Here is a 24,637-nt window from a genome sequence, read left to right on the forward strand (position 1 = left end):
CCCCCCCACCCCCCCCAACCCCCCCCCCCCCCACCCCCGACGCCCCCACGCCCCCCCCCCCCTTCCCACCACCCCCCTTCCCCCCACCGCCATTGTCACCCGAGCCATTGTCGCCTGAGCCACCATCTCCAGGGTTACCTGAATCATCAATTGCACTTTTAAAAGTGTATGCCGTAACTTCTATATTTTCTGCCGCAAGCTCAGCGGCTAAAGTCGTCATTTGATCATTAAGGGCAGCAAATAGTTCATCACGTCTGGCTTTAGTTATTGGCTCATAAACATTATTTGTTTTATCAGCTTGCAACTCATCAATGTATTTTGTGATTTCTGCTCTTTTTTCATATAGCTTTTCGTAAAGTTTTTGCTTGTCATCAATCGAGATCCCTTCAATCATGGCTGACGCTTCTTTTAATCTGCGATTATGCAAACCATTTATGCGTACTTTTTCACCATTAACGGTGTTTGAGTTACTTGAATAAGCGATTTGGTAGTATGCTTCAGCCCAGTTTTTATCTTTCAATGCCTTTGAGATACCTGGCCCCACCATAGGAGAGCCACCATTAAAGGTCAAAGAAATCAGCACCGCCTTTCTCGTGTCGGATAAACCATCAAATACGGCTTGTGCAGCAACTCTGTCTCCATCCAGATTATTATCTAGTCCATCAATTGCCAGCTTTTGGTAAGTAGGCAGGATGTCATTGAATACAGCTTCCATACTGCTGGTGTCATCAGGAAAAGCAAAGGTTTCCTCTGGAATGGAGTTATCAAGCCGTTTTTCATCCGCCTGGTAAATTTTTAATACCTCGTTGACTTCTTTTATTCGGTCATCTTTATTAGACTCTGTCCATTCCCTTCTAAATATAGTTTCCAAACTTAATTTTAATGTATTAAAGTCCGCCTCTGATAGAGATGTTGTAGAGTAATTAAACTGTTCGAGTATGGCCTCTAGTACTTTTTCTTCTCTAAGGTTAAAACCGACGCCAATGGTCGGAATGCCTTTTGAGTCGATATAGATAGTTGTGACTGCGCTTTCATGGTTTTTAATTTCGGTGAATAAACTCATTTTAATCTTCTAATCTTTATTTATTTAACTTATAAGAACATACCGGAGTGGCACCGTAGGTGTTTTTTGAACTGATATATCCTGAAAATTCAGCAATTGAAAACCAGGTGCTATGATTAAGGTCTGGTATATTCTTAAAGCTCATCCCGCTAGGGTAAGTTGGATATATTTTATCCTGATATATTAAAAGTCGGCCTTTAGCACTAAAAGTACCTTTTTTATAATTCTTTTCTAAAATGGTGTAACTACTGTAAAAACCGTTAATTTCTGCTTGCTGTAACTGTTGTTTTTTTGTCATGGCTTCCCATTGCTTAACTCGGCTCCTTGACATACTAACAACATCCACATCATTCCCTGCCTCGCCTTTTTCAAGCGGTCTACAAGTTTGTAGAGGCATTAACCTTCGAATGACATGTTCTTTCTTGCCATCATTATTGGCATCAAAAAACGCTTCACCGAGTCGGAAGTAGCCTAGTTGGTAATCCTTTTCTCTCTCAGGCCAAGCTTGCTCCCAAGCCTGTCTGCCGCGGTATATCAGTTGGTCAATTTCTTTAATTCTTTCCCCTTCGATAGGGGTAAACACCAACTCTCTAATATCCGGGTTATGTATGGTAGGTAATTTACAGGACAGTAATTCATCCCACGGGCTTCGGTTAAGCTCAGCCAAAAAGGCTTCACACAACCCATTATCCAAATGATTTCTGGAGAGTTTAAAACGTGGCAGGTGCAGCTTATTACCAGCATGATGTTGTGTGTATGTTTTGGTTGCTGGCTGCTTAGTAATTTCAGCGTTCTGTTTGGGCTCAGCTATAGCACGCGTGAGTCGCTGAACGCTGTCTGCTCTGACTTTGGTCGAAAAAAGCTGAACAGATAGTGTGTAAGCGGCGAGCGCAGCCTCTTTATTTTTCAAACGCTCATAAGCAAGTCCTTGGTTATAGGCTGCGCTGGCTTGTTGTTTTCTGTTGTTACTTTGCTGCAAAACAATATCAGCGGTCTCTATAGCCCCTTTAAAATCCCCATTTTTTATCTTAACAAGGGCTAAATTACCTAAAGCATGATAGTTTTTCTCATTACGGTTCACTTGTTCTGTAAAGCAAGATTGTGCATTTAGGTAATCTTTTTGACTATACAGTGTTATACAAAGCTCATTTAAAGCGCGTTTTGATTCGGGGAAATCAATAGCTTGAGCATACAAGCTAAAACTGAAAGTTGTTGTAACTAACCCCGTGATTAGTAATGTTTTATACATGTTATTTATTCTTTAATATAATTCTATTCTTCATTTAAGGTTTTATACTTTATATTTTCTAGCTGTTTTAAAATTTGCTTTTTAAATTGCACTTCTGTTTATCCTGAATTAACGCTCTCTCGCCCCTTCATCTAAGTGCTGAATAATGGGCGACAGTAAAAATTCTATGATGCGGCGATTGCCGGTTTTAATTTCAACGTTAACGCTCATGCCTGCACTTAAGGGGACCTCCCTGTTTTCCACATTAATGTGCTGATTGTGCAATCGCACTTTAATCGGAAAATACAAACCGAGTTGGTCGTCTTTAACTGCATCGGTCGATACTTCAATCACTTCACCCGAGATAGAGCCATATCGGGTAAAGGGAAAGCTGTCTATCTTTACTACAGCGTCTTGTCCCACAAAGGTAAAACCAATGTCCTTATTTAATAGCTGTGCATTCACAATAAGCTCATCATCGTCAGGTACTACGGTTAATAATTGCTGCGCCGGGGTGACAACCTCTCCTATGGTCGATAGTTGCAATGCCTCAACTACGCCGCTTACAGGCGCTAACAATTGATTTTTTTCCGTTAGGTACTGTTGCTTTTCAAGCTCTTGTTGCAGCGTTAATATTTCTTCGTTGATTTGACTAATTTCTGAGTGAAGCAATTTTTGAAGCTCTGTTGAGTGGGTTCTTTGCTCCTGAGCGTTTGTTTTAATGGCATGGTTAATTGAACTCACATTGGTTAGTTCAATTAGGCGTTGCTCTTGTTGCTGTACGGCTTGCTGCTTAAGCTCTAAGTATGTGGATCGAGCAACAAGTTTTTGGTCTTGTAACGATTCAAGCGAGTCAACACGCTCGATGAGCAAAGGCAAAATTTTGTCTAACTGCACAAGCTTGGCTTTTGCGCCAGCAAGCTGCGCTTCTAGCTCTGAGAGTTTTGCTTCATACACGGCTTGTTCATTCTGATATTGTATAAACTCGGCCTTTAATAGTTGTTTATGCTCCGCTGTTAACGCTGAACTCGCATCATCTAATGTTGGCGGGTTTTGTATTAACTGTAGGAGCTTTAGCCGTCTTAACCGCTGCTGCTCAAAATTAGTCAGCGATTGCAGGGTTTGCCTATAATTTGACTCAGCCAGTACAGGCTCTAACGACACGAGTAGCTGGCCTTTAGTTACTTTGTCGCCATCCTTAACATGTATTTCCTGAACTGAGCCCGTTTCGAGTGGTTGGATAACCTTGACTTTTTGAAGCGGTATTAACTGACCTTGTGCCTTTGCCACAATATCAATTCGCCCAATTATGGCCCAAATGATTGCTAGACTAAAAAAGGCAACGAGTACCCAAAGTACGCCGCGCACCAGTTTAGGCGGCGGAGCAGTTTGCGCTTCTAATACTGGGGGTAAGAACTCAATGAGCTTGGTATTTACAATTAATTTGCTCATGATACGTTCGCTCTTTTGGGCGTTTTTGATTGCGCGACCGTGTTATCTTGCAGGCTTGCTAAATGTGCATAAATACCTTCTAATTTTAGTAAGTGTTTATGCGCACCCTGTTCAACGATACGGCCGTTGTCTAGTACCAAGATACGATCAGCGTCTCTAACGGCCGACAAGCGATGCGCCACTATAAAAACGGTTCTGCCTTTGGCTATCTTTTGCATATTTTGTTGAATAATGCGTTCAGACTCATAATCAAGAGCACTGGTGGCTTCATCAAAAATGAGTATTGCAGGGTTTGACAACAGTGCCCTTGCGATAGCTAAACGCTGACGCTGTCCGCCTGATAAGGCTGAGCCTTGCTCACCAACTTGGGTATCGTAGGCTTCAGGTAGTTTTAAAATAAACTCTTCAGCCCCCGCTAATTGCGCAGCTTCAATCACTCTTTCAAGTGAAGCGGAAGGATCCGAAAGAGCGATATTTTCACGAATCGTGCCGCTAAATAAAAAATTCTCCTGTAGCACAACACCGACTCTAGGCCTTAACCAAGCAGGATTGATCAAATTGATATCAACGCCATCGATGTAAATTCGCCCCGAGTTTGGTAAATATAGTCTTTGTACTAGTTTAGTTAGGGAGCTTTTTCCAGATCCAGAACGTCCTACTAACCCAATTACCTCTCCAGCAGAGACCTTTAGATTGATATCATTTAATACATTGGCTCGCTCCGGCGAGTAGCTAAAACAAGTATGTTCAAAAATGACTTCTCCCCGTAATTTGGGCAGTTCTAACTTGCTATTTGTGCCGGATTCGGTCGGTGTGTTAAGCACATCACCTAAACGTTCAATAGAAATTTTTGCCTGTTGAAAGTCTTGCCATACACTGGCAAATCGCATAATAGGTGCGGCAATTCTCTGTGCCAGAATGTTAAAGGCAATGAACTGGCCAATGGTTAAAGTTCCCTCGGTTACGGCCAGTGAGCCAAAATATAAAATTAATAAGCCGACAGTTTTAGTGATAAAATTTGAAGTTTGGCTATATAAGTTGTTCAATTGAAATGCTTTAAAAGACACATTTGTATACTGTGCTAATTTTTCATCCCACTTGTTACCCATTGTATGCTCTACGGCCATCGACTTAATAGTCTCAACCCCATGCACTGACTCTACTAAATATGAGTGGTTTTCCGCGCTGTGCTTAAATTTTTTCTCTAATGTGCTACGAATAGAGGGGCCTAGCAAGTATGCAATCACAAAGTAGAAGGGGAGGCTAGCAACAACAATCCATGTAAGGTCGCTGGAGTAATAAAACATCACCGCAAAAAACACGAATGTAAAAAGCAGGTCTAAAATCAGGGTGAGTGAAGTACCTGTCATAAACTCTCGAATACTATCGAGCTCTTTTATCCTAGCTACGGTATCGCCCACTCTCCGCGATTTAAAGTAGGCTAATGGCAGCTTTAACATATGCTGATAAATTTCACTGCCGAGCCCGACATCTATTCTATTGGTTGTATGGCTAAACAAGAAGGCTCGGATGGCTGAAAGCAGCACTTCAAATAATATGACACAGAAAAAACCTGTAGCTAATACATTTAATGTTGTAAGGCCGTTATGTACCATGACTTTGTCAATGGCTACTTGAAAGAATATTGGTGAAGCTAAGCCAAAAAGCTGTATAAAAAATGATGCAACTAATACCTCAATAAAAAGTTTCTTATACTTTTTAACTGCCGGAACAAACCATTTGATACCAAACTTTGCTTTTTCAGAAAGCGCTTGCTTTCTAGGTGATAAAAATAGAAAACTGTGAGTAAAAGATTGCTCAAAATCATGAAAGCTTATTACTTCGGGTGCATTGCTTATAGACAAGTCATGTATCAAAACCCCTTTGTCATTAATCTTTGCGATGATCGAAAAATGACCATCTTTTTTTTGGGCAATAGCAGGCAAACTGTGTTCATTAATATTATCGATGTCGATTGAAATGAATTTTGCTTTAAACCCCGTTGACTTTGCTGCACGCAGAAGCTGAGTCTCTGTTAGAGCAAGCTCAGTCATTTTTTGATGGTTATATTTGGTGTATAGCTCGTCGGTATTAACATTGATTTGGTGGAATTTGCCCAATAGGGCAATGCATTGTAGGCCAGATAAGAATATATCTTGCTCGTTATTGTTCACAACTACCTCATGTGACTTTTACTGTGTAAATAAATTTATAGTGGTTATGTTTATAAGAAGAGGTGAGCAAAAAAACTACGCACAATCGATGGTTTGTTATTTTTTTGTTCTTTTTAAGAAACAAGCTGATTAAATATTTTCAGCGAATCACTCTAACGATAAGTCTCTATAAATAATACAATAGTACCAAATGTGAAAACAGTACTTTTTTATTAAAATGCGTATAGGTATGGTGGTAAAGCTCTTTATAATCCAGATTTCAGATATTCAGTGCGTATTCATGGGAGAGTATAAAGGACCAACCCTACTACTCGTAGTCATCCTTAATCCATTGAGCATAGAGTGAGCACTTTGCGCCCAGCTTGATGAAGTGGGATAACCAGTGCTATTTTGCCATCGACAATCGTGCCAGCTTTACCTTTGAAAACTATGTAGAGTGGAACTATTCCATTATTACCGGGCGGGTGCATCAGGTAGCCACCAACAGTGCTTTGTTTATTGAAGTGAGAGAGCTGTTTATCTCTAAAAATCCCTGGGAAGTGGGGTTTTTCAGTCATCCTGACATTGAGATGTATCACCTGAAGGCAGAGAAAGTGGTATGTCCTAAGCGGTGAGCCTGCCTGTTGGTTAAAGAAGACGGCCAATGATATTGCGCTGCTAAGTTTGCTAATAGCAAGTCAGAATTGAACTGAGACTAGATCAAAAAGCACCTCGTTGAGGTGCTCTGTGTATTTTCAATTATCAGAATTGAAAACAGTCATTACAGTGTTGGGCCACATGTAAACTCTTTACCCTGGTGGCAAGAGAACTCAATGCAGTGAGTACGCCCGAATCCACTCGGGTTTGTAGTTTCACATGCTGGAGTTAGAGCACCGGCACCTGCTACATTAGGTGTCATGTTGGCAGGTAGATTAGTGTTATCTGCTGATAAAGCCTTCATTTTCTTTTTATTTAATTTTAATTTCATCATCAATTCCTTGTTTATTAAAATTATATGTACACGCCGTGTACATCCGTAACCTAACTCAGCTGCTTAATGAGTGCAAGACTTATTTGGATAAGATTTAGGGACTTTTATGCTTTTGGCTGCTCCGTAGTTGGTGCGTAGCGCGGACTAACAGTCGCCTGCCAATAGATACCGGCTCAAGGCCGGTATGACGAAGGGGAGAGTGTGTTGTCTGGCATAACCGTCGTCTGCCAATAGATACCGGCTCAAGACCGGCATGACGAGGGGAGAGTGTGCGTATCAGGTGTCCGTGTTTCAATCAGGGTCTGTGTTTGATTGCAGAGCCCGGCCTTTGCAGATGTCTTACGGTAAAGTGCAAAGCCGAGCCTTTTCATCCGTCATCCCGTGCTCGACACGGGATCTTGCTGAAGACCACGCCATTAATGACGTATTTCTCGAACTAACAATCGTCTGCCAATAGATACCGGCTCAAGGCCGGTATGACGAAGGGGAGAGTGTGTATCAGGTGTCCGTGTTTCAATCAGGGTCTGTGTTTGATTGCAGAGCCCGGCCTTTGCAGATGTCTTACGATAAAGTGCATAGCCGAGCCTTTTCATCCGTCATCCCGTGCTCGACACGGGATCTTGCTGAAGACCACGCCATTAATGACGTATTTCTCGAACTAACAGTCGTCTGCCAATAGATACCGGCTGAAGGCTGACATGACGAAGGGGAGAGTGTGCGTATCAGGTGTCCGTGTTTCAATCAGGGTCTGTGTTTGATTGCAGAGCCCAGCCTTTGCAGATGTCTTACGGTAAAGTGCAAAGCTGAGCCTTTTCATCCGTCATCCCGTGCTCGACACGGGATCTTGCTGAAGACCACGCCATTAATGACGTATTTCTCGAACTAACAATCGTCTGCCAATAGATACCGGCTCAAGGCCGACATGACGAGGGGAGAGTGTGTTGTCTGGCATAACCGTCGTCTGCCAATAGATACCGGCTCAAGGCCGGCATGACGAAGGGGAGAGTGTGTTGTCTGGCATAACAGTCGTCTGCCAATAGATACCGGCTCAAGGCCGGCATGACGGGGGTGAGTGTGTGTTGTCTGGCATAATAGTCGCCTGCCAATAGATACCGGCTCAAGGCCGGCATGACGAGGGGTGAGTGTGTATTGTCTGGCAAAGTAGTCGTCTGCAAATAGATATTGGTTCAAGGCCGGCATGACGGAGCTACAGTGACTGGATGTTTTTCTGAGCTACAAGAAGGTATTGGGTTGTGTCGCTCAGTCAGCTTAACAGGTCATTTTCTAGCGTAAAATGCCGGATCATGTCATACAGAACAACACGCATTTCCTGACCAGAATCATGAAGGCATTCACCGCCCAATGTTAAGCAAAAAAGTCCATGTTAATAGTATTGAAATGGGCTGTTTTATCATCAGTTAGAATAACCATTGCTCAGTGTTCATTGTGCTCTCGTAACCATTCATCACTTTTTCATAAGCGATTTTATCTAATAATTATAATAACTTGCAGGCTATCAGAGCACAGCAACAAAATGGGTGGCCGGATATGGAACAGCAATTTAAAGATCGCAGAGCAGAACTTTTAGTACAAAAAATGCGCCGTACCGAGCGCTTTATGAATCATCAAGGGCTTAAAAAGACAGCGGTGTCATTTGGTGATGAGCAACTAGAGTTCATTGAGCACGCCATGGTCGATGGTCTCAATGAAGACACCATACGTACCATCGACTTTCACCGTCGTTGTCTGGCTGCGGGCATCGATAATGGTCGTCACTACTGGTGCTTTAAGCAGGACGAGCAATTGATTGGCATGTCAGGCTATCACTATCGGTTGTGGGATCCAAAAAGCATTGTCTGGGGTGGCTGGTTTGTTGCTGATCAGAATGTGTCGCCTCTGGTAAAAATGGCGATGCTGCTTGATACGCTCAAGGTATTGCTGGAAGAGACCAACTACGAAGAGTTGTACATCGAGGTCTTCGCCGATACTGAGCAGTCAAATATTCTCAATATCTATCATTCTTTACAGTTCACGTCGCTTGGACGTTTTGAGAGTTTCTACGGGCCGAAACAGGATATGGTGGTGATGAAACTGGAGCTGGCTGAGGTCAGGGCACTGTGGTTAAACACCACTCGTCCACTTGAGCGAGTTCAGTAATATGCTGCTTTTGTATGTTGAATCTGGTGCAGGCTCGCGAGCACTGGCACTGGCGCTGGCGAACAGCTTTCGCAGACAAGGTGAACTGGTCGAGCTGATGTCGGTGTCAGAGCTGTTACCACAGTGGTTATCCGACATACTATTTGGCCAATACTATGAGTGGTGTATGTCGGGCAAGCAGCATCACAGTAAGTTGTATGCCAGTCGCTGGTTCTACCCGTTTCTCTATCGGCTGTTACCGGTATGGTTGGCGCTCAAGGGCAACAATAAGCTGAGCGAAGCCAAAGCAGTGCTGCGTCGTCACAATAAAGTGGTGGCATGTAGTTACTATGGCGCTTTTTTCGCCCGCTACTTTGCCAAACTGGCAGGGCACGAGATTGAGATCAGTGGTGTACTGGGCGACTATCAAATTTCCAACGGCTGGCGTACCCCTTTAACACGCCTGTTTATTTCTCATCAGTACGACCATCCTGTACTGGACTGGCATCGTGCCCAGGGGACCATCATTTTACCTCTGGGTATCCCCACTGAGGGCACGCAGGATTTGACTATTTCATCTAAAACTGCAGTCCAGGCATGTGGCGCGAGACTCAGTGTTTTGCTGTGTGGCGGCGGCTGGGGATTGGGCATTTCTGCCTCTACGGTTGCGCTACTACTGGCACAAGCGCAGTTTGGCAAAGTAACAGTCATTTGTGGTCAGAATACGGCGTTGTATGAACAGCTGAAAATACGTTTTAGCAATGATATTACACAGCAGCGACTAGAGCTGACTGGCTTTGTGTCTGACATGCAGCCGTTTTATGCGCAAGCCGACATCATCATCACAAAAGCAGGTGGCCTGACGCTGACAGAGGCGGCGCTGGCTAATACCTGTTTGATCATTCATGACGCTTTACCCGGGCAGGAGCAACACAACCGCGCGGTGTTTGTCGCACAGGGCGCTGCGCTGAATGCTCAGTGCGAGCAGGAGCTGAGCGAGTTGCTCAGCCGCTTGCAGACATCTGCCGAGCTGCGCAGGCAGACGGCCATGCGAGCAGCCTCTTTGGTTAATGCCAATGCATCACAACAGATTTGTCATCATTTACTCGCAAGTAGCAGATAAGATTGTAGGAGTCGAATATGTGGACTAAAAAAGCCACGCAACTAGCGGTCAGCGAATTACCGCAAGCACACCAAAACTTTATGGCCAGAAATCCGGGCTTTACCGCTCATCACCAGGCCAGTACCGAGCGTGTGGCTAATGCCTTGAGACGCTATGCCGCGAGCGGAAAAGTTGAAGCAGACAATATCTGCAAGCTGGTAATTAAAATGACCAGTAGCTGCAACCTGCGCTGTGAACAGTGCTTTCAGTGGCGTGAAACCGGTTTTCACCATGGCCTGGATCCCACCGCCATTCCTTATGATCAGAGTGGGCACCTGTTTGATTTTGTTGAGCGTCAGCGCTGCGACATTATATTAACCGGTGGTGAGCCTACCTTACACCCTGACTTTCCAAAGTTTCTCAGCCGTCTGGCAGAAGCCGGATGCTTTATTTATATCTGTACCAATGGTCTGATGATCAAGCGTCACTTTGAGGTGCTGAGCAAGTATCACGATCAGCTGGCCTTTTTAATTTCCATCGACGGACCAAAAGACATCCATGACTCGATCCGGGGCAAAGGCACCTACAACAAAACCATGGCCGGTATTAAGCTGCTGGCAGAGGGTAAAAAAGAAGGCAAACAATGGTTGATTGGGGTGGAAAACACCATGATGGCCAAGAACCTGGACAGAGCGACTGAGTTACTGAATGAATGCGAGCAAGCGGGTGTCGACTGGATGATTTACAACCACCTGTGGGTGGTGGACATGATGGCGCGCAGTGAATATCACCGTTTTTGTGAGGACTATGACACAGTACCAAATTCGTATACCGGGTTCGATATGGGTGATTTCCGCCCGGACTACATTGAGCAGGTAATCGAGACCATAGACAGATTGCGTGCGTATCCTGCGCAGATCCCGGTGCTATTCGGGCCAGACTACGATGCTGATGAAATTCGTCAGTACTATCGCGGCAAAATGCCGGCTCGGCCACATTATCTCAAAATGGGTGTGAAACTGGATGTTGATATTGGTGGCAAGCTGGTGATGACCAAGCAGTTCCCTGATCTGGTCTTTGGTAATGTGCTCGACACGCCCATTGAGGAGTTAATTGCTTCCGAGCCATATCAACGAGCGGCTAAAACAATGCGTCAGCAGAGCCTTAAAGTGCTTAATGCTTGCCCCGATGCGCATAACTTTTTGCTCTAGAGGTGCGTATGTTGTCTGTGATCTTGCCGGCCCACAATGAAGCAAAAACATTAGCAATTACCTTGCCGCGATTGGTTGAACAGTTGCCTTTGGATGCTGAGCTGATCGTGGTCTGTGATTCCTGCTTAGATGCAACTGTACAGGTGGCGAGGGCCTACACTGAGCAAGTATTTACTATCTCAGCAGGCAGTGCCGCTGCGGCGCGTAATTTTGGCGCTGCACAGGCAAGTGGCAATATGCTGCTGTTTCTCGATGCTGATACCGTGTGCAGTGCACAGCTATCAGCGCAGGTTGCTCAGTTTGGCAAAGGCAGTCACAGAGCTGTGTATGGCACCGCGCCACTGAAAAGTGACAGCGGCCACTGGCTCGGTCGGTTTGTTGCGGCCGATATCAACCGCTTTAATCGGCGCCATTTGAGTATGGGCGGCAATTGTTTTGTGTCGGCCGATTTGTTTAAAGCGGTAGGGGGCTTCAACACGGACTTATTGCGTGGTGAAGATACCGACCTGGGCGTGCGTTGTCAGCGTCAGGGCGGTCATTATCAATGGCTTGGGCGCTGTTATTTTGTCCACAATGAGCGCAAATTTCGCACCCATGGTTACTTACGCTATTACGGCTCCTTGTTGCTTGGGGGCGTACTGTGGCAGCTTTCGCCGCGCCTGTATGCTCGCAGTCTGGGAGGACAAGCATGATAGAAAAATGCCGAGCCCTGTGGCAGGTGCTGTCGCTAAAACTAGTTTTATTGAGCAGCTTAAGCGCTTGCACCACCATTTTGATCTTGCACACTTTCACTATGGCACTGCAACTGGATAGCAGCAATCCGGCTAATCTGGTTCAGGGGGCTGTGTGGTTCTCTGTGGCATTCATTGGCTTTGTGGTGGTGCAGTTGGTTTTTCAGCGCAGTGTGATCCGGCTGACCGAAACCACCATTAAGGCCGTGCGGCTGGATATTCTCGACGCGGTGCGCCATGCCAGGTTGCAGATGATAGAGCAGTTTGGCCAGGAGCGGATCCTCTCGGCGATTGCTTATGATGCCAACACACTCAGCCAGCTCAATCAGTTCGTCGCATTGAGTGTGGGCCATTTGTTCACCGTGATTGCGGCATTGATATACATGTTTGTGATTGCCCCTTTGGGCGCATTACTGGCGTTGGGACTGATAGCGCTGGCAGTGACGGCCTATTGTTTGCGCTTCGGGCGCATTCATCATGGATATGAGCGTGCAAGAGAAGCCGAAGACAGCTTTTTTACTCATCTGCACGACCTGCTGATGGGGATCCGCGAAGTAAAACAAAACGCGCTGCGCAATGACAGCCTGTATGAACAGCACCTGAGTCGCGATGCCACCGCCGTTCAGCACAACAAAATCATGGCCGAATGTCGCTTTGCTCATAATCAGCTGATGCTGATGGCTGCACTTTATCTATTGGCGGCAGTGGCGGTATTTGTCGCGCCGTTGTGGTTTGCCTTGTCGCCTCAGCAGAGTATCAGCTTTGTGATCATCACTTTGTTTATGGTGAGCCCATTTCACAGCAGCATGGAGCTGTTTCGGGTGCTCAGCCAGCTTCAGGTCTCGCAAGATAAGCTGGCCGAAATTAAACAACTGGCCTGTGACGCGAGCGAAGACAATGCGGCGTTTAATCAGGCTTCGTTTTCACATCAGCTGATACTGCAAAAGCTAACCTTTGAGTATCAGCAAGGGTTCGCTGTGGGGCCAATCAATCTGACGGTGAATCGAGGCGATATCGTGTTTATCTCCGGCGGCAATGGCTCCGGTAAAACCACTTTTATGCGTCTGCTGAGTGGCCTGTATACGCCAAAAAGCGGACAAGTCTGGCTCGATAACGCTGCGCTGGATAAGGGGCAGCTACTGGCCTATCGGCAGCTCTTTGCAGGGATTTCCGCAGACAGTGTGGTATTTGCTAATCGTTATGGTCAGCCGATGGGCGAGGCGCAAATTAATCAATGGCTGGACAAACTTGCGCTGAGCGACAAAGTGCAGTTTCGTGACGGTCGTTTTACCAATACGCGCCTGTCGACGGGCCAGCTAAAACGCCTGGCCATGGTGCAGGCGCTGATGGAAGAGCGGCCGATTCTGGTGCTGGATGAATTTGCTGCCAATATCGACCCGCAAAGCCGTCAGGTGTTTTATCGTCAGTGGTTACCCACACTCAAAGAAATGGGTAAAACCCTGTTTGTGATCACCCATGACGAGGCTTACTTTGATTGTTGTGACAGCCATTACCTGATGCGTGATGGTCAGCTTCACCCTTATCCGGCACAGCCGCTGTCGCTGGTCAAATCCCACTAAGGAGCGTGCGATGAAAGATTATCAGTTAACCTGGCTGGCACAGCGGGTAACCACTCAAACGACGGCAGTATTGGTGCCGTTTTATAACGAAGCGGGCGATAAAACGCACTTTGCCGAGCGACTTGTATACTTTGATGCGCTGGCTGCGCGCCATCCTGAGCTCGATATCATCCTGATTGATGATGGCTCTACCGACCAACCATTTTCGGCCAATACTGAGCAGCTGACACATCTTAGCCTTAGCCGGGTGACGCCAAATGGGCAAAAAATTGGGGCACTTTACACCCTGATCAAAGCTTTACCGCATCAATACATCATTTTCACCGATTTTGATACAGAGCTTCATGGTTTGGATAATCTGCCTGAAGTACATCGCAAACTGGCAGCTGATCCCTCTTCTATGGGGTGCTATTTCAGCATGCGCCCCACGGCGGGCAATACACCTGCGGTGCAGTTTCAGATGTTGGAATATGCTCTGGAGCGAGCCAGCTATCAGTTCAGCAAAAATGAAGGCAGCGTGCCTATCATGCCGGGGGCAGGGTGCTTGTACAAGCGACCCATCATCACTGATTTATTATCTCGCCATAGCGGGTTGCGTAGCGGTGAAGACAGAGAAACCTGTTTGTTGGGCCTGGAACTGGGTTATACCGTGTTTTATGCGCCCGAAATAGAGGCACTGACGCAGCCCCCGCAAACCTTCAGTGCGCTGCTACAGCAACGCCGTCGCTGGTCGCAGGGGTTTGTGGAAGTGGCACTGCATAAGGCCGAGTTTTATCGTGCCCAGATGGCAGAAAAAACCATTCTGGGCCTGCGCCATCGTATTGACATGATCTCCGTCAGTATCTTTCTTTTGATGCCTTTGATTTTGCTAAGCGCATTTTTGTTTAGTACGGCGGTTGGTGTTGCTCTGGTGCTGGCCTGGACAGCGCTGGGGTTTGTCGAAACCTTCTGGCTATACAGCAAGGCGAGCAGTGAGTTTCGGACTATCCCTCACCATAAGCTCAAACTCTGTCTGATCCCATTTGCGCGCGTGATGCTGGAAGTACCGACCTGGTGGCGGGTGATAGGGCGCGTTTGTTTAAACAAATTACAAGGTAAAGGAGCCTGTGCATGAGTAACCCCTTATCAGTCCAGGCAGGCAACCCTTATATTGCCGGTAATTATAGTCGGGTGCACAGTCTGGGCATGGACTGTCGACCCAGACACCTGACCCGTCAACTGGGTTTGGGGTGTCGGCGTGGCCCGTTCGACTGGATCGGCGGGCGCTCTGTTGCTGATCTCGACAGAGCATTGCAAACGCGCTGCAAAGAAGTGCTGTTACTGGAAAACTTAATGCCCTACGAGCCTGACTGCAAAGAGTATCGCAAGTATGCCGACCCCTCGGCTGGATATTTATCAGCTCACGATTTTGCGCTGGAAAACCACGATTTGGCTCGGGAGTATCCGATCTTTCGCGAGAAATTTGATGGGATCTGCGAGCGCTTTTTTACCGAGCTTACAAGCCTCGATAGTGTGTTGTTCTTCCTGAGTGTAGCCATGGAGGAGCATGCAGACTGGCAATTTGAAACACCCGACGAAATCCTGGCTAACATACAGGCTTTAAAAGCAACGCTTGAACAGGTGTGTCCAAACGCAAAGGTGGGCCTGCTGGTGGCAACCTTTCACGATGAGCTGTCTGAACACAGCCGACCCGGATTGGCATTTACCCGTAAGTACACTTTTGACAATGATGAGCCCTGGATGGAAGGGCGTGAACTCCAGCACTGGAGTGATATGTTAGTGGGTGTCAACGGATTTTCCGGACTCAGCGTTGTAAAGGAGTCGGCATGAACCCTGTCACAGTGGCTGATATGGTCGCCCAGATCCTCGAAAAACCGGCTCAAGCACGGGCTTTAGTTGGCGATGACTGGACATTGACCTATGGTGAGTTGCGAGAACGGGTTGCCTGCTGCCTTGCTCAGCTGAAGAGATTTGACGTTCAGCCGAATGAGTGTGTCGCCATCTATGGGGATGATCCTCGGTTAAGTGCGACAGGTGTGTTGAGTGCGTTGCTGATGGGATGCCCTTTTGTATGCCTGGATACCCGTTTTCCGGAGGCTCGCAAGCAGCATATGCTGGCACTTAGTCAGGTGCGGGTAGCGCTTTACAGCCAGAATTACCCTCAATTAGGTGTCGCTGGTTGCAAAATTGCCCTGTCTTGTGATCAAGCACCTGCTGCGCACTATGTGCATACACCCTCTGCAGACAATATCAATAACGAAAAACGGCATGTTGCTTATCATGTGTACACTTCCGGCAGTACTGGTCTGCCCAAAGGCATCAGCATTTCGCGGTACAGCCTGGCTCAGCAGATCCAGGCCGCAAGACAACAGTATCAATTAACCCCAGATGACCGTGCGTTGTGTATTTTATCCAGTTCGACCGATGCTTATTTGCAGCAGCTGCTGATGTTTCTCTCAGCCGGTGCCTGTGTATACTTTACACAGCGTACAGCCCTTGATCCGGCAGAGTTTGCGGCTGTGTGTATCTCGCACAAAATCACCCATATTGATGTACCACCTAGCCTGCTGGCAACCTTTCTGGCGGATCCGCGTGCTCAAGGCTGGCTTTCTGACATGACACTTAGCACGGCAATTCTTGGCGGTGAGGAATTCAGCCATAATATAGTGCGCCACTGGGAGCGGCTAAACTTGTTCGAGCGAGTCGCGCTTTATAATGAGTATGGTCCGTCCGAAGCCACAGTGACATCATGTTTGCACCGGATTACTCGTCAGGATCTGAAGCGGCAAAGAGTACCCATTGGTCGTCCGTCGGCAGGCAGTATCTTACTGATCATTGATGCTCAGAACCGGCCAGCCAAAGAAGGGGAGTTGCTGATTGGGGGTGAGGGCCTGGCTTTGGAGTACCTGGCTGAGCCACAAAAAACGGCCGATAAGTTTATAACGATGCAGCGGTTAGGCCGTACGCAGCGCTTCTATCGTAGTGGTGATTTGGTCAAGCGAGACGAACAAGGGCTTATCACTTATCTGGGCCGCCAAGATAATCAAGTTAACTTACTGGGACACCGGATAGAGCTTGAAGGTATCGAGGCTGTGCTGGATCACTGTCCCGGTGTACAGAGTTCAGCGGTACTGGCTGTTGGTACTGAACTGATAGCCTTTGTTGCCGGAGCGCTTAATGACAAACACACACCTAAGCTACGCCAGGCGTTGAGCCAATCTTTGCCTGACTATATGTTGCCTGCACAGTTCTATTATTACTCTCAGTTGCCAACCACGGCCAATGGCAAAATTGATAAACAGGCTTTACAGCGGACCGCGCAGCAGCGGTTTGTGCAATCTTCCAAGGTGGCATCTGTGAGCGAACTCATTGCACACAGTTTGAATATACCACTTGCCAGGCTCGCCATGTCTAAAGGGTATAAGGAGCAAGGAGGTGACTCACTCAAAGCGTTGGCACTGCAGCTACGTGCCAAGCAGCATGGCTGGACCTTGTCTTTGTCTCAATTGCTGAATGACACGCCATTGGCTCAGTTGGAAAACTATGGCGGTGCCAGTAAGCTCCACTTCTCACCTGAGCTGCTCAATTACGCTTTGCCGAATAAACTGGCCATGATCCATGTTGAGCAGATCGCCCGCTGGCAAGTGTGTTCTGTATTGTTTACCCGCCAGCAGTTCAGCAGCGAAAAAGTGCACCAGGTTGCGCGGATTATACTGCGTAAATACCCCACACTGAGATTGCGCTTCAATGTAAAAGAGATGACACAGTCTATCAGTAAAGGGGCTTTACACCTGACGGATGAGCTTGACGTAGCGAGTTTTGATGACTTTAAACGACAGGCCTGCGATGCATTTAAGTCCTGCCTCGCGGAGTCTTCATTACAGGAACAGTTGGTGACCATTGCCAGCTATCGCAGTCGCTACGGTCATATTGTGGCTATGGGGCTGAGCCACCTGTTAGTGGACGATATCAGCCTTCAGGTGCTCAGCGATGATCTGGATAGCCTGCTTCATGCGCCGAGCCAATTTGACAGGCAGCGAGACTGGGCGTTGCTACATTGGCAGCAGCAGTGGCATCGTGCAGTTATGGCTGGCTGGTTTGACAGGGATCTCGTTTACTGGCGACGAGCGCTCAGCGGCAGGGGCGCTTTTTGTCTGGAAGCAGAACGCAAACTCAAGCATATAGACAGGCTACACTCAGTCAGTAATCAAGCTGTGTTGGGAGGAGCGGAGCAGGTAGCTGCTTTGATGTCACGGCTCGCTCAGCAAGGTCAGTCTTTGCAGACCATTCTCTTTGCGGCACTGGCTCACAGTTACCTGAGGTGCACAGCAGAAAAGTCTATGGTGGTGGCGCTTGAAAACAACGGCAGGCAACCTTTAAAAGATCCAGAGTGCGGCATAACCGTCGAAACAGGGCAGGCTGTGGGCTGGTTTGCTCAGAGTGCTCCTTTGCTGCTGCATGGCTGTGAGTCTGTTAAAGCGCAATTCGAAACGACCTGCGCGGACTTGCTTGCACCTCCGGTTGGCGGGCACAGTTATGGCTGGCTGAGTTTGTTCAGCAAGGACTCGTCTTTTAAAGCGCTTGCTCAAACTCAGGCGCCAAGAATTTCGGTGGCTTTTGCCGATCATATTGAGCTGCCTGAGGAGCAATTATTTGCTCAGCCAGGGCTTGGTTTGAGTGCAACCGACTGGCTCACCGACGCAGAGGTTTTTTCCTTTGGGCAGCTCTATCACTGGTTGCAGATCCGCTTTGTGAGGGAGCAAGAGAGCGGTTTGACGGTAGAATTGAAAAGTGATACGGGTATTGTAAGTCAGCGTTGGCTTGACGTGCTGTCAGCGAATTTGGTCAAGGCTTTTAAGCAGTTGAGCTTTGGATAACCCCCCCTTTTTTGCCAGATTTGAATGCTTTGATTTGTTGCGCAAAATTAGAGTCTTCGGTTAAAGAGCGTGTTATGGTCTAAGCTGGTAAGTGTTGTGTGAGGGGACTATGCGCTTTTTTCGTTATTGTATGAGCTTTTTGCTGGTCAGTGTTGTGTGCCTGACGCCATATATGGCCCTTGCACAATCCTGCGATCAAACGGTCACTGTCAGTGCCAGCGACAACTGGCCGCCATACTCTTATCGAGTGGGGGAGCAGTATCAGGGTCTGGATATAGAGATCCTGGAGCTGGTTCTGAAACATGCCAATTTATGTTGGCGCTATGTGTCCTTTCCCTCTTCAAGCCGGACTTTTGAAGAGTTTAAAAAAGGCAAAGTCGATGTGATTTTTGCAGCCAGCTTCACGCAGGAGCGACGCAAATTCTCCGAATTCAGCGTGCCGTACCGGGATGAAGTCATGCAATTGTTCCGCCATGCGGATAACCCCCTGAGCCCGCAACATGCATTTGCGCCAACCCTGCACTTTTTGACCAAGTCGCTTGTGGCTGTGAATCGTGGCAGTGTCTATGGCGAAGCATTTTCCCGCGTTGCTCAGCAGTGTCCGGATTGTGTGGTCGATATCAATTTAGCGACGGAGCGCTTTAATTTGCTGGTGCGAAAGCGTGTTGATTACGCGGTGGAAGATTTGTTCACCGGCATTTACCTAATCAACCGGGAACCCTATAAAGCACACGTCAGGGCAAGTCGTTTAACTGTACATAAAAACCCCGCACATTATATGATTCGGCCGGGCTTGTTTAGCGAGAAACGGTTACAGCAGTTCAATCTGGCCATCGAACGTAATCGGGCTGCCATCGATGAACTGATTGACCTGCATTTTCAACGTTTGTTATCCGGCTCAGCGCAAGCTAAGCCATAAATGTTTTGTGTGCAGGTCTGCGCATAAGATATTCATACTCGTCTTCATCATAGGTCTCAAAACCCAATGAAAGGTACAAACGACGCGCCGGATTGTGTTTGAGCACTGTCAGGATTAAGGGGGTATCGGGGTATTGCTCGAACAAGTGTTTGAGCGTGCAGCGGCCAAGCCCTTGTTTCTGGAATTCAGGCGCAATTTGAAGCTGCATAATTTCTACCTGACCATTTACTAGCCGAAATTTAAGAGTCCCTACTACCACCTTATTAATGAGCAGCAAGTGGGAGCAGGCATAGTCTTCTTCCAGCCGGCACAGGTGTGCCTCTTCGCAGAGGAAAATGCCAGCCTGCTCAAGGTGTTCTACCATGGTTTGCAGGCGAAGCTGTAACAGGTAAGGCTTGTCGGCATTGCTGGCTTGTCTTAGTTCTATCTCCATATTCCCTCACTATTGTCTGGGTCTGTCGCTCAGATCTTGTTGGTACCTCGCCGGCCGCACCTCGCCATCCTGAACCACAAGCTGAAGAGTGGATAGTGCTATTGCTTATCTAATCCCAATGCTTTTGGGGTTGCAAGGGTAAATTGTTCAAAGAAACAAAACTTTAATGAACCTGAAAATCTGGCGCTGAGGCACTCAGAATAAAAAGACTGCGCCACAATACGCGCCTTATCAGCGACTATATTTTGCGCTTTGCAGTTGAATGTCTGGGTGTAAAACCGTACCATAATTGCAAATGATAACGATTAGTATAAATATGAGTTTTATTGCAATTATTCCTTTGTGGCTGTCTGCACTGAGTTTATACCTCGGCAGTGAACGGCAAACCCTCATTTCAAGAGCATGGCCCAAGCCGTTGGCTGGGTTTAGTGCGCTTTCTTTGTTCATTCTCGGGATCGTGACATTTAGTTTTGATTATCCCTGGGTATCGTCAATGTTGGCGGCCTTAGTGGTGTTTATGCTGAGTTTGTTTACGGTCACCATTAGTTCGGGTTACTCAAAAGTACGCACCTTCTCAATAACCGCGGCGTTGTGCCTGGTGAGTTTACTTTTCGGAGGGGCAAGTTATGTGGCCTAGAACATTAATTGGTTTGTTCATCGGTTTATTTTTGTCAGTCTCTTTGGTACTGAACTTAAACTTATTGCTTCCTTTTTCTGAAGGAACCAGGCTGCTGATTGGTTTGATCCTGGCATTTCCCATTTGGGCGGGCTGCATCGTATGGGCATATGCTTACCCATCTGCGTGGAAATCCTTTAAGGCACTCATGCTCATGTTTGTGCCCTCCGTCATACTTAATACAACTCTGATGATGCTAAGGTAGGCAATGACGATGAATAATCAGACGTTAAAATCACTCACGAATGCACATGCCTGGGTTGGGCTTATCATTTCCACTGTCCTGTTTGTGATCTTTTTTGCAGGCGCAATCTCGTTGTTTAAGGCCAATATCACCAGTTGGGAACGCACCCCTTTGTTGATCGATGCAAAGGCAGCAACGGGCACGCCAGCGTTCGACAAAGCACTGGCAACCATTGAAGAACGATACCAAGTGGAAATGCATGGCGGCTTTTTCATCTTTCCCCCGGACGAACATAATCCTTATATCGAAATTGGCTTTGAAAGCGAGTTAGCACAGCCGGATCCAGTGACTGGTGAAGATCATGAACATCACACGTTGTTGTTTGACGCAACCACGGGAGAGCTGGTCGGGGACAGTCATGAATATAACTATGCCGAGTTCGTCTATTTGCTTCATTACAATCTTGGGCTGGACCGCCCGGGTCTGTATTTCGTGGGCTTAGTGACCTTATTTTTCTTTGTTGCGATACTCAGCGGTATTGTGATCCATTGGCGCAAGTTATTTAGCAAGTTCTTTCAATACCGTAAAGACGGCAAAAAAGACAAATGGCTGGATGCACACAACCTCATTGGCACTATGGGTTTGCCGATGCATATTATGTATGCCTTTACTGGTTTGGTATTCAACCTGGTGATTATTTATCAGATCTCTTATGCCGTGATTTTGTATCAAGGCAACCAGGACGCGTTACTTGATGCCGCTGGATTCGACCAGCCTCATTTGGAAGAAGTAGATAAGCGCATGGCCATGACAGGCTTAGACGAGATGTACCGGCGTGCGATGGCAACCATGGGTGATGTGACACTAGAGCGTATTAGCATAGAGCACTATGGTGACGAGAGTGCCATTCTGGTATTTGCTGCTACCAGTAATGACGATTTTTCTCTTTGGCGTGAAGTACGTTATCTGATGAGTAGTCAGGAGCAAATTTACCTGACGATGGACAATTACGACAATGCAGTACGTGGTGGCTTATCAACCATTGCGAGTTTGCATTTTGGTGATTTTGCCGGCTATGGCATGCGTATGGCCTTTTTCTTGTTTGGCCTGGCAACAGCATATCTGATTATCACAGGTAATTTAATGTGGATCGACAAACGTGCCAAGCAACGTAAGCAAAGTGTACGCAGTCTGAACTTTGTCAGACGTCTAACCTCTGGCGGTTTTATCGGGGTTGTTCTGGCGACAGCAGTAGGCTTTGCTTTGGCAAGAGTACTGCCGATAGAGCAGCTTGGCAGGGCGGACTTAATTGAACGCAGTTTTTACGCCGTGTGGATTGCCTGCATCGTCATTGCTCAATTGTTTGCCAATCAAAAGTTGTTCTGTAAGGGGCTACTCGGTATATGTGCTGCATTGTTTGCTCTGGTCGCAGTTGCAGACTGGACCTTGCTGTATGGTGTTTCCAGCCAGCTTGAAGGGAGTGTGTTACGCGACGTTTTACTGGTTGATGCTATCTTACTGTTATTATCTGTAATTTGTGTTGGGGCAATGAAGCGGGTATATGCAGGCGAGAAACAGGTGGCACCCACAGACGTGGAGCCCATCGCCTCCCAGGCATAACTCATAAAGAAAAGGCGCTGTCACAGCGCCTTTTTTGTGCCTAAAAGATAGCCGTGCTATCGTTACTGTCTCAATACATCTAGTGCTGCTTTATTATGAAAACAAACGCTTTTTTTACTTGGGTCTGGCGGATTAACGGCGTAATAATTTTACTCTCGGCGTTATTTTTGGGCGCAATCCTTGCCTATGAAGTGGGCAAGGGGGTGTTCAGAGAGCACGACGAGCAGAATGTGTCGTTAAATTTGGCGGAGGATAAAGATCAGGAAGAAAACTGGGATCTGGGTTTCCCGGTGCAGCTTGGAGACTATGACTATTTTCTTATACCTTTGGAATCTGAAAAGCTCATCGTCGACGCGACAGATACCCCAAGTGTAGAGGGGTTCAAGCGTAGCAACAGTTCTTTTAAAGTGTATAGTCGTTATCGAGAATCTCGTATGAAAAACGCGATATTGATCAACGCCAGTAACAATGAATCTCGTTGGTTATTCGACTCTGTGGATCAGCTTATCTATCGTTATGGTACGCTGGAGCGGCAAAACGGTCGGCTCAGCGAGCAAAACCAGGCAATTTTTTATGAGCTTATCAATGAGGACTCTAATGCGGATAAGCAGCTCGATTATGAGGATGAACTCATTTTTGCTTTGAGTCGTCTGGATGGCTCCGGCTATACCGAAATTATTCAAGGCTATACCGAAATTATTCAAGGCTATACTGAAATAATAACTCAGGCTGTGAACAACGAGGGTAACTTGTTGCTTGTATTTTCCAGGCAGGAACAGGTGTTTAGTGCACTGATTGACCTGAGTACCTTTAAGCTACTCGATAAACGCTTTACCTAGAGTGGGTGACCAGATAAGCGCAGGTTGATCGCTGAGAAATGAGGCACTTATGAAGGTGCCTCTGCGTACTTGCTCAGTTTCTATATTTAGAGACAACTAACAGGGCAGGTATCAGGACCCAGCGGGTTCTTTCTGCGTTGACTGTCTAATTGTATTTCCAGTGTGTCAGAGAGCTTGACGTTTAAAGAAGCGGAGTGCGTGGTGTATCCCAGCGAATTACCAGAGATTGAAATACGGACTGACTGCCCACTGATGATGTGTTGAATAGCATCTTTTGCCTTTACACCTAAATCTTCACCACCATAGAAAAATTCACCACTCGGGATGGCTTTATCTAGGGAGAAAATAGTACGGGAACCCGTTAGTTTATCACTGTTAATGGCACCGTAAACCATGCTCGATAGCTTGGACTCAACAAAGTTGTCTATCAGGTTTGACAAGCCAGGAATGCTGATCCCCAAAAAGCGGGTTTCAAAGTCAATATTCAGGTTCACCGGGTTAACTCTGATGTTGCTAACTTCACCACTATAAGGATTGTAGTCTGCAGTTGCCCAGATTTCAGGAGAATTGATTTTGCCATAGGCTTTGAAAATAAAGGATGGGGTGTTTTTTAACGTAATTTTTGCCGTAGAGCTAATACCTATGCCACCTGCCTTAGCTAAAATACGGCCGCCAGATTCACGTAATTCAAATACCAAAGGTCCATTGAGGTTGGTGTTTACGTAGTCCAGGTCAAAGCTGCCATTGAGGTTAGAGTCGATACTCTGATACACCTTTTGGCGGATATCAGCTTCGAGTGCTTGCCTGCGATAAGAGGTTTTTGTCAGTACTGATTTTACGTGATTGTTTCTGTTCAGTGCACAGCCTTGATAGCTTTTGTAAGAAACAGACGCGGTAACCCGGGTAACATAATCGTCCCTATGGTGTTGCTCAAATAAACTGTAGAAATCACACTCACCGATATTGTTGTTGATTGCGGCTGATGCCATACCAGGCAAAAAACTAGTGCCTAAAACCGCTGCCAGTGTCAGTGCTTTTACTTTTGTACTCATCTTTCATTTCCTTTGTATTTTGGTTTTGTGCAACAATTTATCTACTTATGTTTCTAAACATCAAGTAAATAAATATTAATTTTTAATTAAATGGACTGTGACTCATCTTTTTTCTAAGGTTAAAGTGGATTTGGCGAGTTGTTACGGCTTTACACAGATCCTCAATAAACTGGATACAGTGCGCGTTGAAGTGGGTAATAAAGACGAATATAGCTGGATTGCGCAAGGAAACCAGCGTCTTCGTGAGCTGAGCAAGATAAGTAACAGCAAAGTACAGGTTGAGGTGTTTGAAGGCGACCACAGCAGCCTCTTCGGTGAACGGATCAGCGAGCGAGTATTGCCACACTTTGTGACCTTGTTCAGCAAACAAACCAAGCTTTACCACTGATG

Annotated in this window: 22 protein-coding genes; 14 read left to right on the forward strand and 8 right to left on the reverse strand. The window is 46.7% G+C overall.

Annotated elements, in window-relative coordinates; translation table 11 throughout:
* The 4 genes from CWB99_RS24435 to CWB99_RS19620 all read right to left on the reverse strand — a co-directional run.
* Positions 1-1,063 (reverse strand): hypothetical protein (locus tag CWB99_RS24435; RefSeq protein WP_212748529.1); only part of this gene is annotated, 1,063 nt, incomplete at its 3' end.
* 16 nt (positions 1,064-1,079) lie between these two features.
* Complete coding sequence (locus CWB99_RS19610; RefSeq protein ID WP_138553140.1) at positions 1,080-2,312, reverse strand: tetratricopeptide repeat protein; 1,233 nt, start codon at positions 2,310-2,312, stop codon at positions 1,080-1,082.
* 108 nt (positions 2,313-2,420) lie between these two features.
* Positions 2,421-3,743, reverse strand: a complete 1,323-nt coding sequence (locus tag CWB99_RS19615; RefSeq protein WP_138553141.1) for an HlyD family type I secretion periplasmic adaptor subunit — start codon at positions 3,741-3,743, stop codon at positions 2,421-2,423.
* Positions 3,740-5,917: a type I secretion system permease/ATPase gene (locus CWB99_RS19620; protein WP_138553142.1), complete on the reverse strand. Its 2,178-nt coding sequence runs from the start codon at positions 5,915-5,917 to the stop codon at positions 3,740-3,742. Before CWB99_RS19620 ends, CWB99_RS19615 begins: the two co-directional genes overlap by 4 nt.
* A 365-nt stretch (positions 5,918-6,282) precedes the next feature.
* On the opposite strand from CWB99_RS19620, the gene CWB99_RS19625 reads away from it, so the two are divergent.
* Positions 6,283-6,531: a hypothetical protein gene (locus tag CWB99_RS19625; RefSeq protein ID WP_212748530.1), complete on the forward strand. Its 249-nt coding sequence runs from the start codon at positions 6,283-6,285 to the stop codon at positions 6,529-6,531.
* A 146-nt stretch (positions 6,532-6,677) separates the two neighbouring features.
* Here CWB99_RS19625 and CWB99_RS19630 read toward each other — a convergent pair whose 3' ends face one another.
* On the reverse strand, positions 6,678-6,884 hold the full coding sequence (locus CWB99_RS19630; protein ID WP_138553143.1) for a hypothetical protein: 207 nt from the start codon (positions 6,882-6,884) through the stop codon (positions 6,678-6,680).
* 885 nt (positions 6,885-7,769) lie between these two features.
* The gene (locus CWB99_RS19635) at positions 7,770-8,087 is read right to left on the reverse strand and encodes a hypothetical protein (protein ID WP_138553144.1); all 318 of its coding nucleotides are present in this window, start codon (positions 8,085-8,087) and stop codon (positions 7,770-7,772) included.
* A gap of 348 nt (positions 8,088-8,435) precedes the next feature.
* Between CWB99_RS19635 and CWB99_RS19640 the strand changes: the two genes are divergently transcribed.
* The 9 genes from CWB99_RS19640 (at position 8,436) to CWB99_RS19680 (ending at position 19,443) form a co-directional block, all read left to right on the forward strand.
* Positions 8,436-9,044 carry a hypothetical protein gene (locus tag CWB99_RS19640; RefSeq protein ID WP_138553145.1) on the forward strand — a complete coding sequence of 203 codons (609 nt, stop codon included), beginning with the start codon at positions 8,436-8,438 and terminating at the stop codon, positions 9,042-9,044.
* Between the two features lies 1 nt (position 9,045).
* Positions 9,046-10,146, forward strand: a complete 1,101-nt coding sequence (locus CWB99_RS19645; RefSeq protein WP_138553146.1) for a glycosyltransferase — start codon at positions 9,046-9,048, stop codon at positions 10,144-10,146.
* A gap of 17 nt (positions 10,147-10,163) precedes the next feature.
* Positions 10,164-11,336, forward strand: a complete 1,173-nt coding sequence (locus tag CWB99_RS19650) for a radical SAM protein (protein WP_138553147.1) — start codon at positions 10,164-10,166, stop codon at positions 11,334-11,336.
* 8 nt (positions 11,337-11,344) lie between these two features.
* A complete protein-coding gene (locus CWB99_RS19655; protein WP_138553148.1) occupies positions 11,345-12,028 on the forward strand; it encodes a glycosyltransferase in 684 nt (227 codons plus the stop codon).
* Positions 12,025-13,647, forward strand: coding sequence for an ATP-binding cassette domain-containing protein (locus CWB99_RS19660; RefSeq protein ID WP_138553149.1), 1,623 nt, complete (start codon positions 12,025-12,027; stop codon positions 13,645-13,647). Before CWB99_RS19655 ends, CWB99_RS19660 begins: the two co-directional genes overlap by 4 nt.
* 10 nt (positions 13,648-13,657) lie before the next feature.
* A complete protein-coding gene (locus CWB99_RS19665) occupies positions 13,658-14,761 on the forward strand; it encodes a glycosyltransferase (protein ID WP_138553150.1) in 1,104 nt (367 codons plus the stop codon).
* Entirely contained in the window at positions 14,758-15,477 is a 720-nt protein-coding gene (locus CWB99_RS19670) for a DUF1796 family putative cysteine peptidase (RefSeq protein WP_138553151.1), read from the forward strand. Before CWB99_RS19665 ends, CWB99_RS19670 begins: the two co-directional genes overlap by 4 nt.
* A complete protein-coding gene (locus CWB99_RS19675) occupies positions 15,474-18,524 on the forward strand; it encodes an amino acid adenylation domain-containing protein (RefSeq protein ID WP_138553152.1) in 3,051 nt (1,016 codons plus the stop codon). Before CWB99_RS19670 ends, CWB99_RS19675 begins: the two co-directional genes overlap by 4 nt.
* Positions 18,525-18,633: 109 nt before the next feature.
* Positions 18,634-19,443 (forward strand): substrate-binding periplasmic protein, encoded by an 810-nt coding sequence (locus CWB99_RS19680; protein WP_138553153.1) that lies wholly within the window; start codon positions 18,634-18,636, stop codon positions 19,441-19,443.
* Here CWB99_RS19680 and CWB99_RS19685 read toward each other — a convergent pair.
* Positions 19,433-19,876, reverse strand: a complete 444-nt coding sequence (locus CWB99_RS19685; protein ID WP_138553154.1) for a GNAT family N-acetyltransferase — start codon at positions 19,874-19,876, stop codon at positions 19,433-19,435. The genes CWB99_RS19680 and CWB99_RS19685 overlap by 11 nt on opposite strands.
* 316 nt (positions 19,877-20,192) lie before the next feature.
* Between CWB99_RS19685 and CWB99_RS19690 the strand changes: the two genes are divergently transcribed.
* From CWB99_RS19690 to CWB99_RS19705, 3 genes are all read left to right on the forward strand, one after another.
* Positions 20,193-20,513 (forward strand): hypothetical protein, encoded by a 321-nt coding sequence (locus CWB99_RS19690; RefSeq protein ID WP_138553155.1) that lies wholly within the window; start codon positions 20,193-20,195, stop codon positions 20,511-20,513.
* Positions 20,514-20,760: 247 nt separating this feature from the next.
* Positions 20,761-22,356 (forward strand): PepSY-associated TM helix domain-containing protein, encoded by a 1,596-nt coding sequence (locus CWB99_RS19700; protein WP_249332006.1) that lies wholly within the window; start codon positions 20,761-20,763, stop codon positions 22,354-22,356.
* Between the two features lie 95 nt (positions 22,357-22,451).
* The gene (locus CWB99_RS19705) at positions 22,452-23,195 is read left to right on the forward strand and encodes a hypothetical protein (RefSeq protein ID WP_138553157.1); all 744 of its coding nucleotides are present in this window, start codon (positions 22,452-22,454) and stop codon (positions 23,193-23,195) included.
* Between the two features lie 86 nt (positions 23,196-23,281).
* Here the strand turns inward: CWB99_RS19705 and CWB99_RS19710 are convergent, their stop codons facing one another.
* Entirely contained in the window at positions 23,282-24,247 is a 966-nt protein-coding gene (locus CWB99_RS19710) for a hypothetical protein (RefSeq protein WP_138553158.1), read from the reverse strand.
* Positions 24,248-24,344: 97 nt separating this feature from the next.
* Here CWB99_RS19710 and CWB99_RS19715 point away from each other — a divergent pair, with 97 nt between their 5' ends.
* On the forward strand, positions 24,345-24,635 hold the full coding sequence (locus CWB99_RS19715) for a hypothetical protein (protein WP_138553159.1): 291 nt from the start codon (positions 24,345-24,347) through the stop codon (positions 24,633-24,635).
* Positions 24,636-24,637: the final 2 nt, after the last annotated feature.

Origin of the sequence: Pseudoalteromonas rubra (assembly GCF_005887095.1) — a bacterium.
Taxonomy (GTDB): domain Bacteria; phylum Pseudomonadota; class Gammaproteobacteria; order Enterobacterales; family Alteromonadaceae; genus Pseudoalteromonas; species Pseudoalteromonas rubra_E.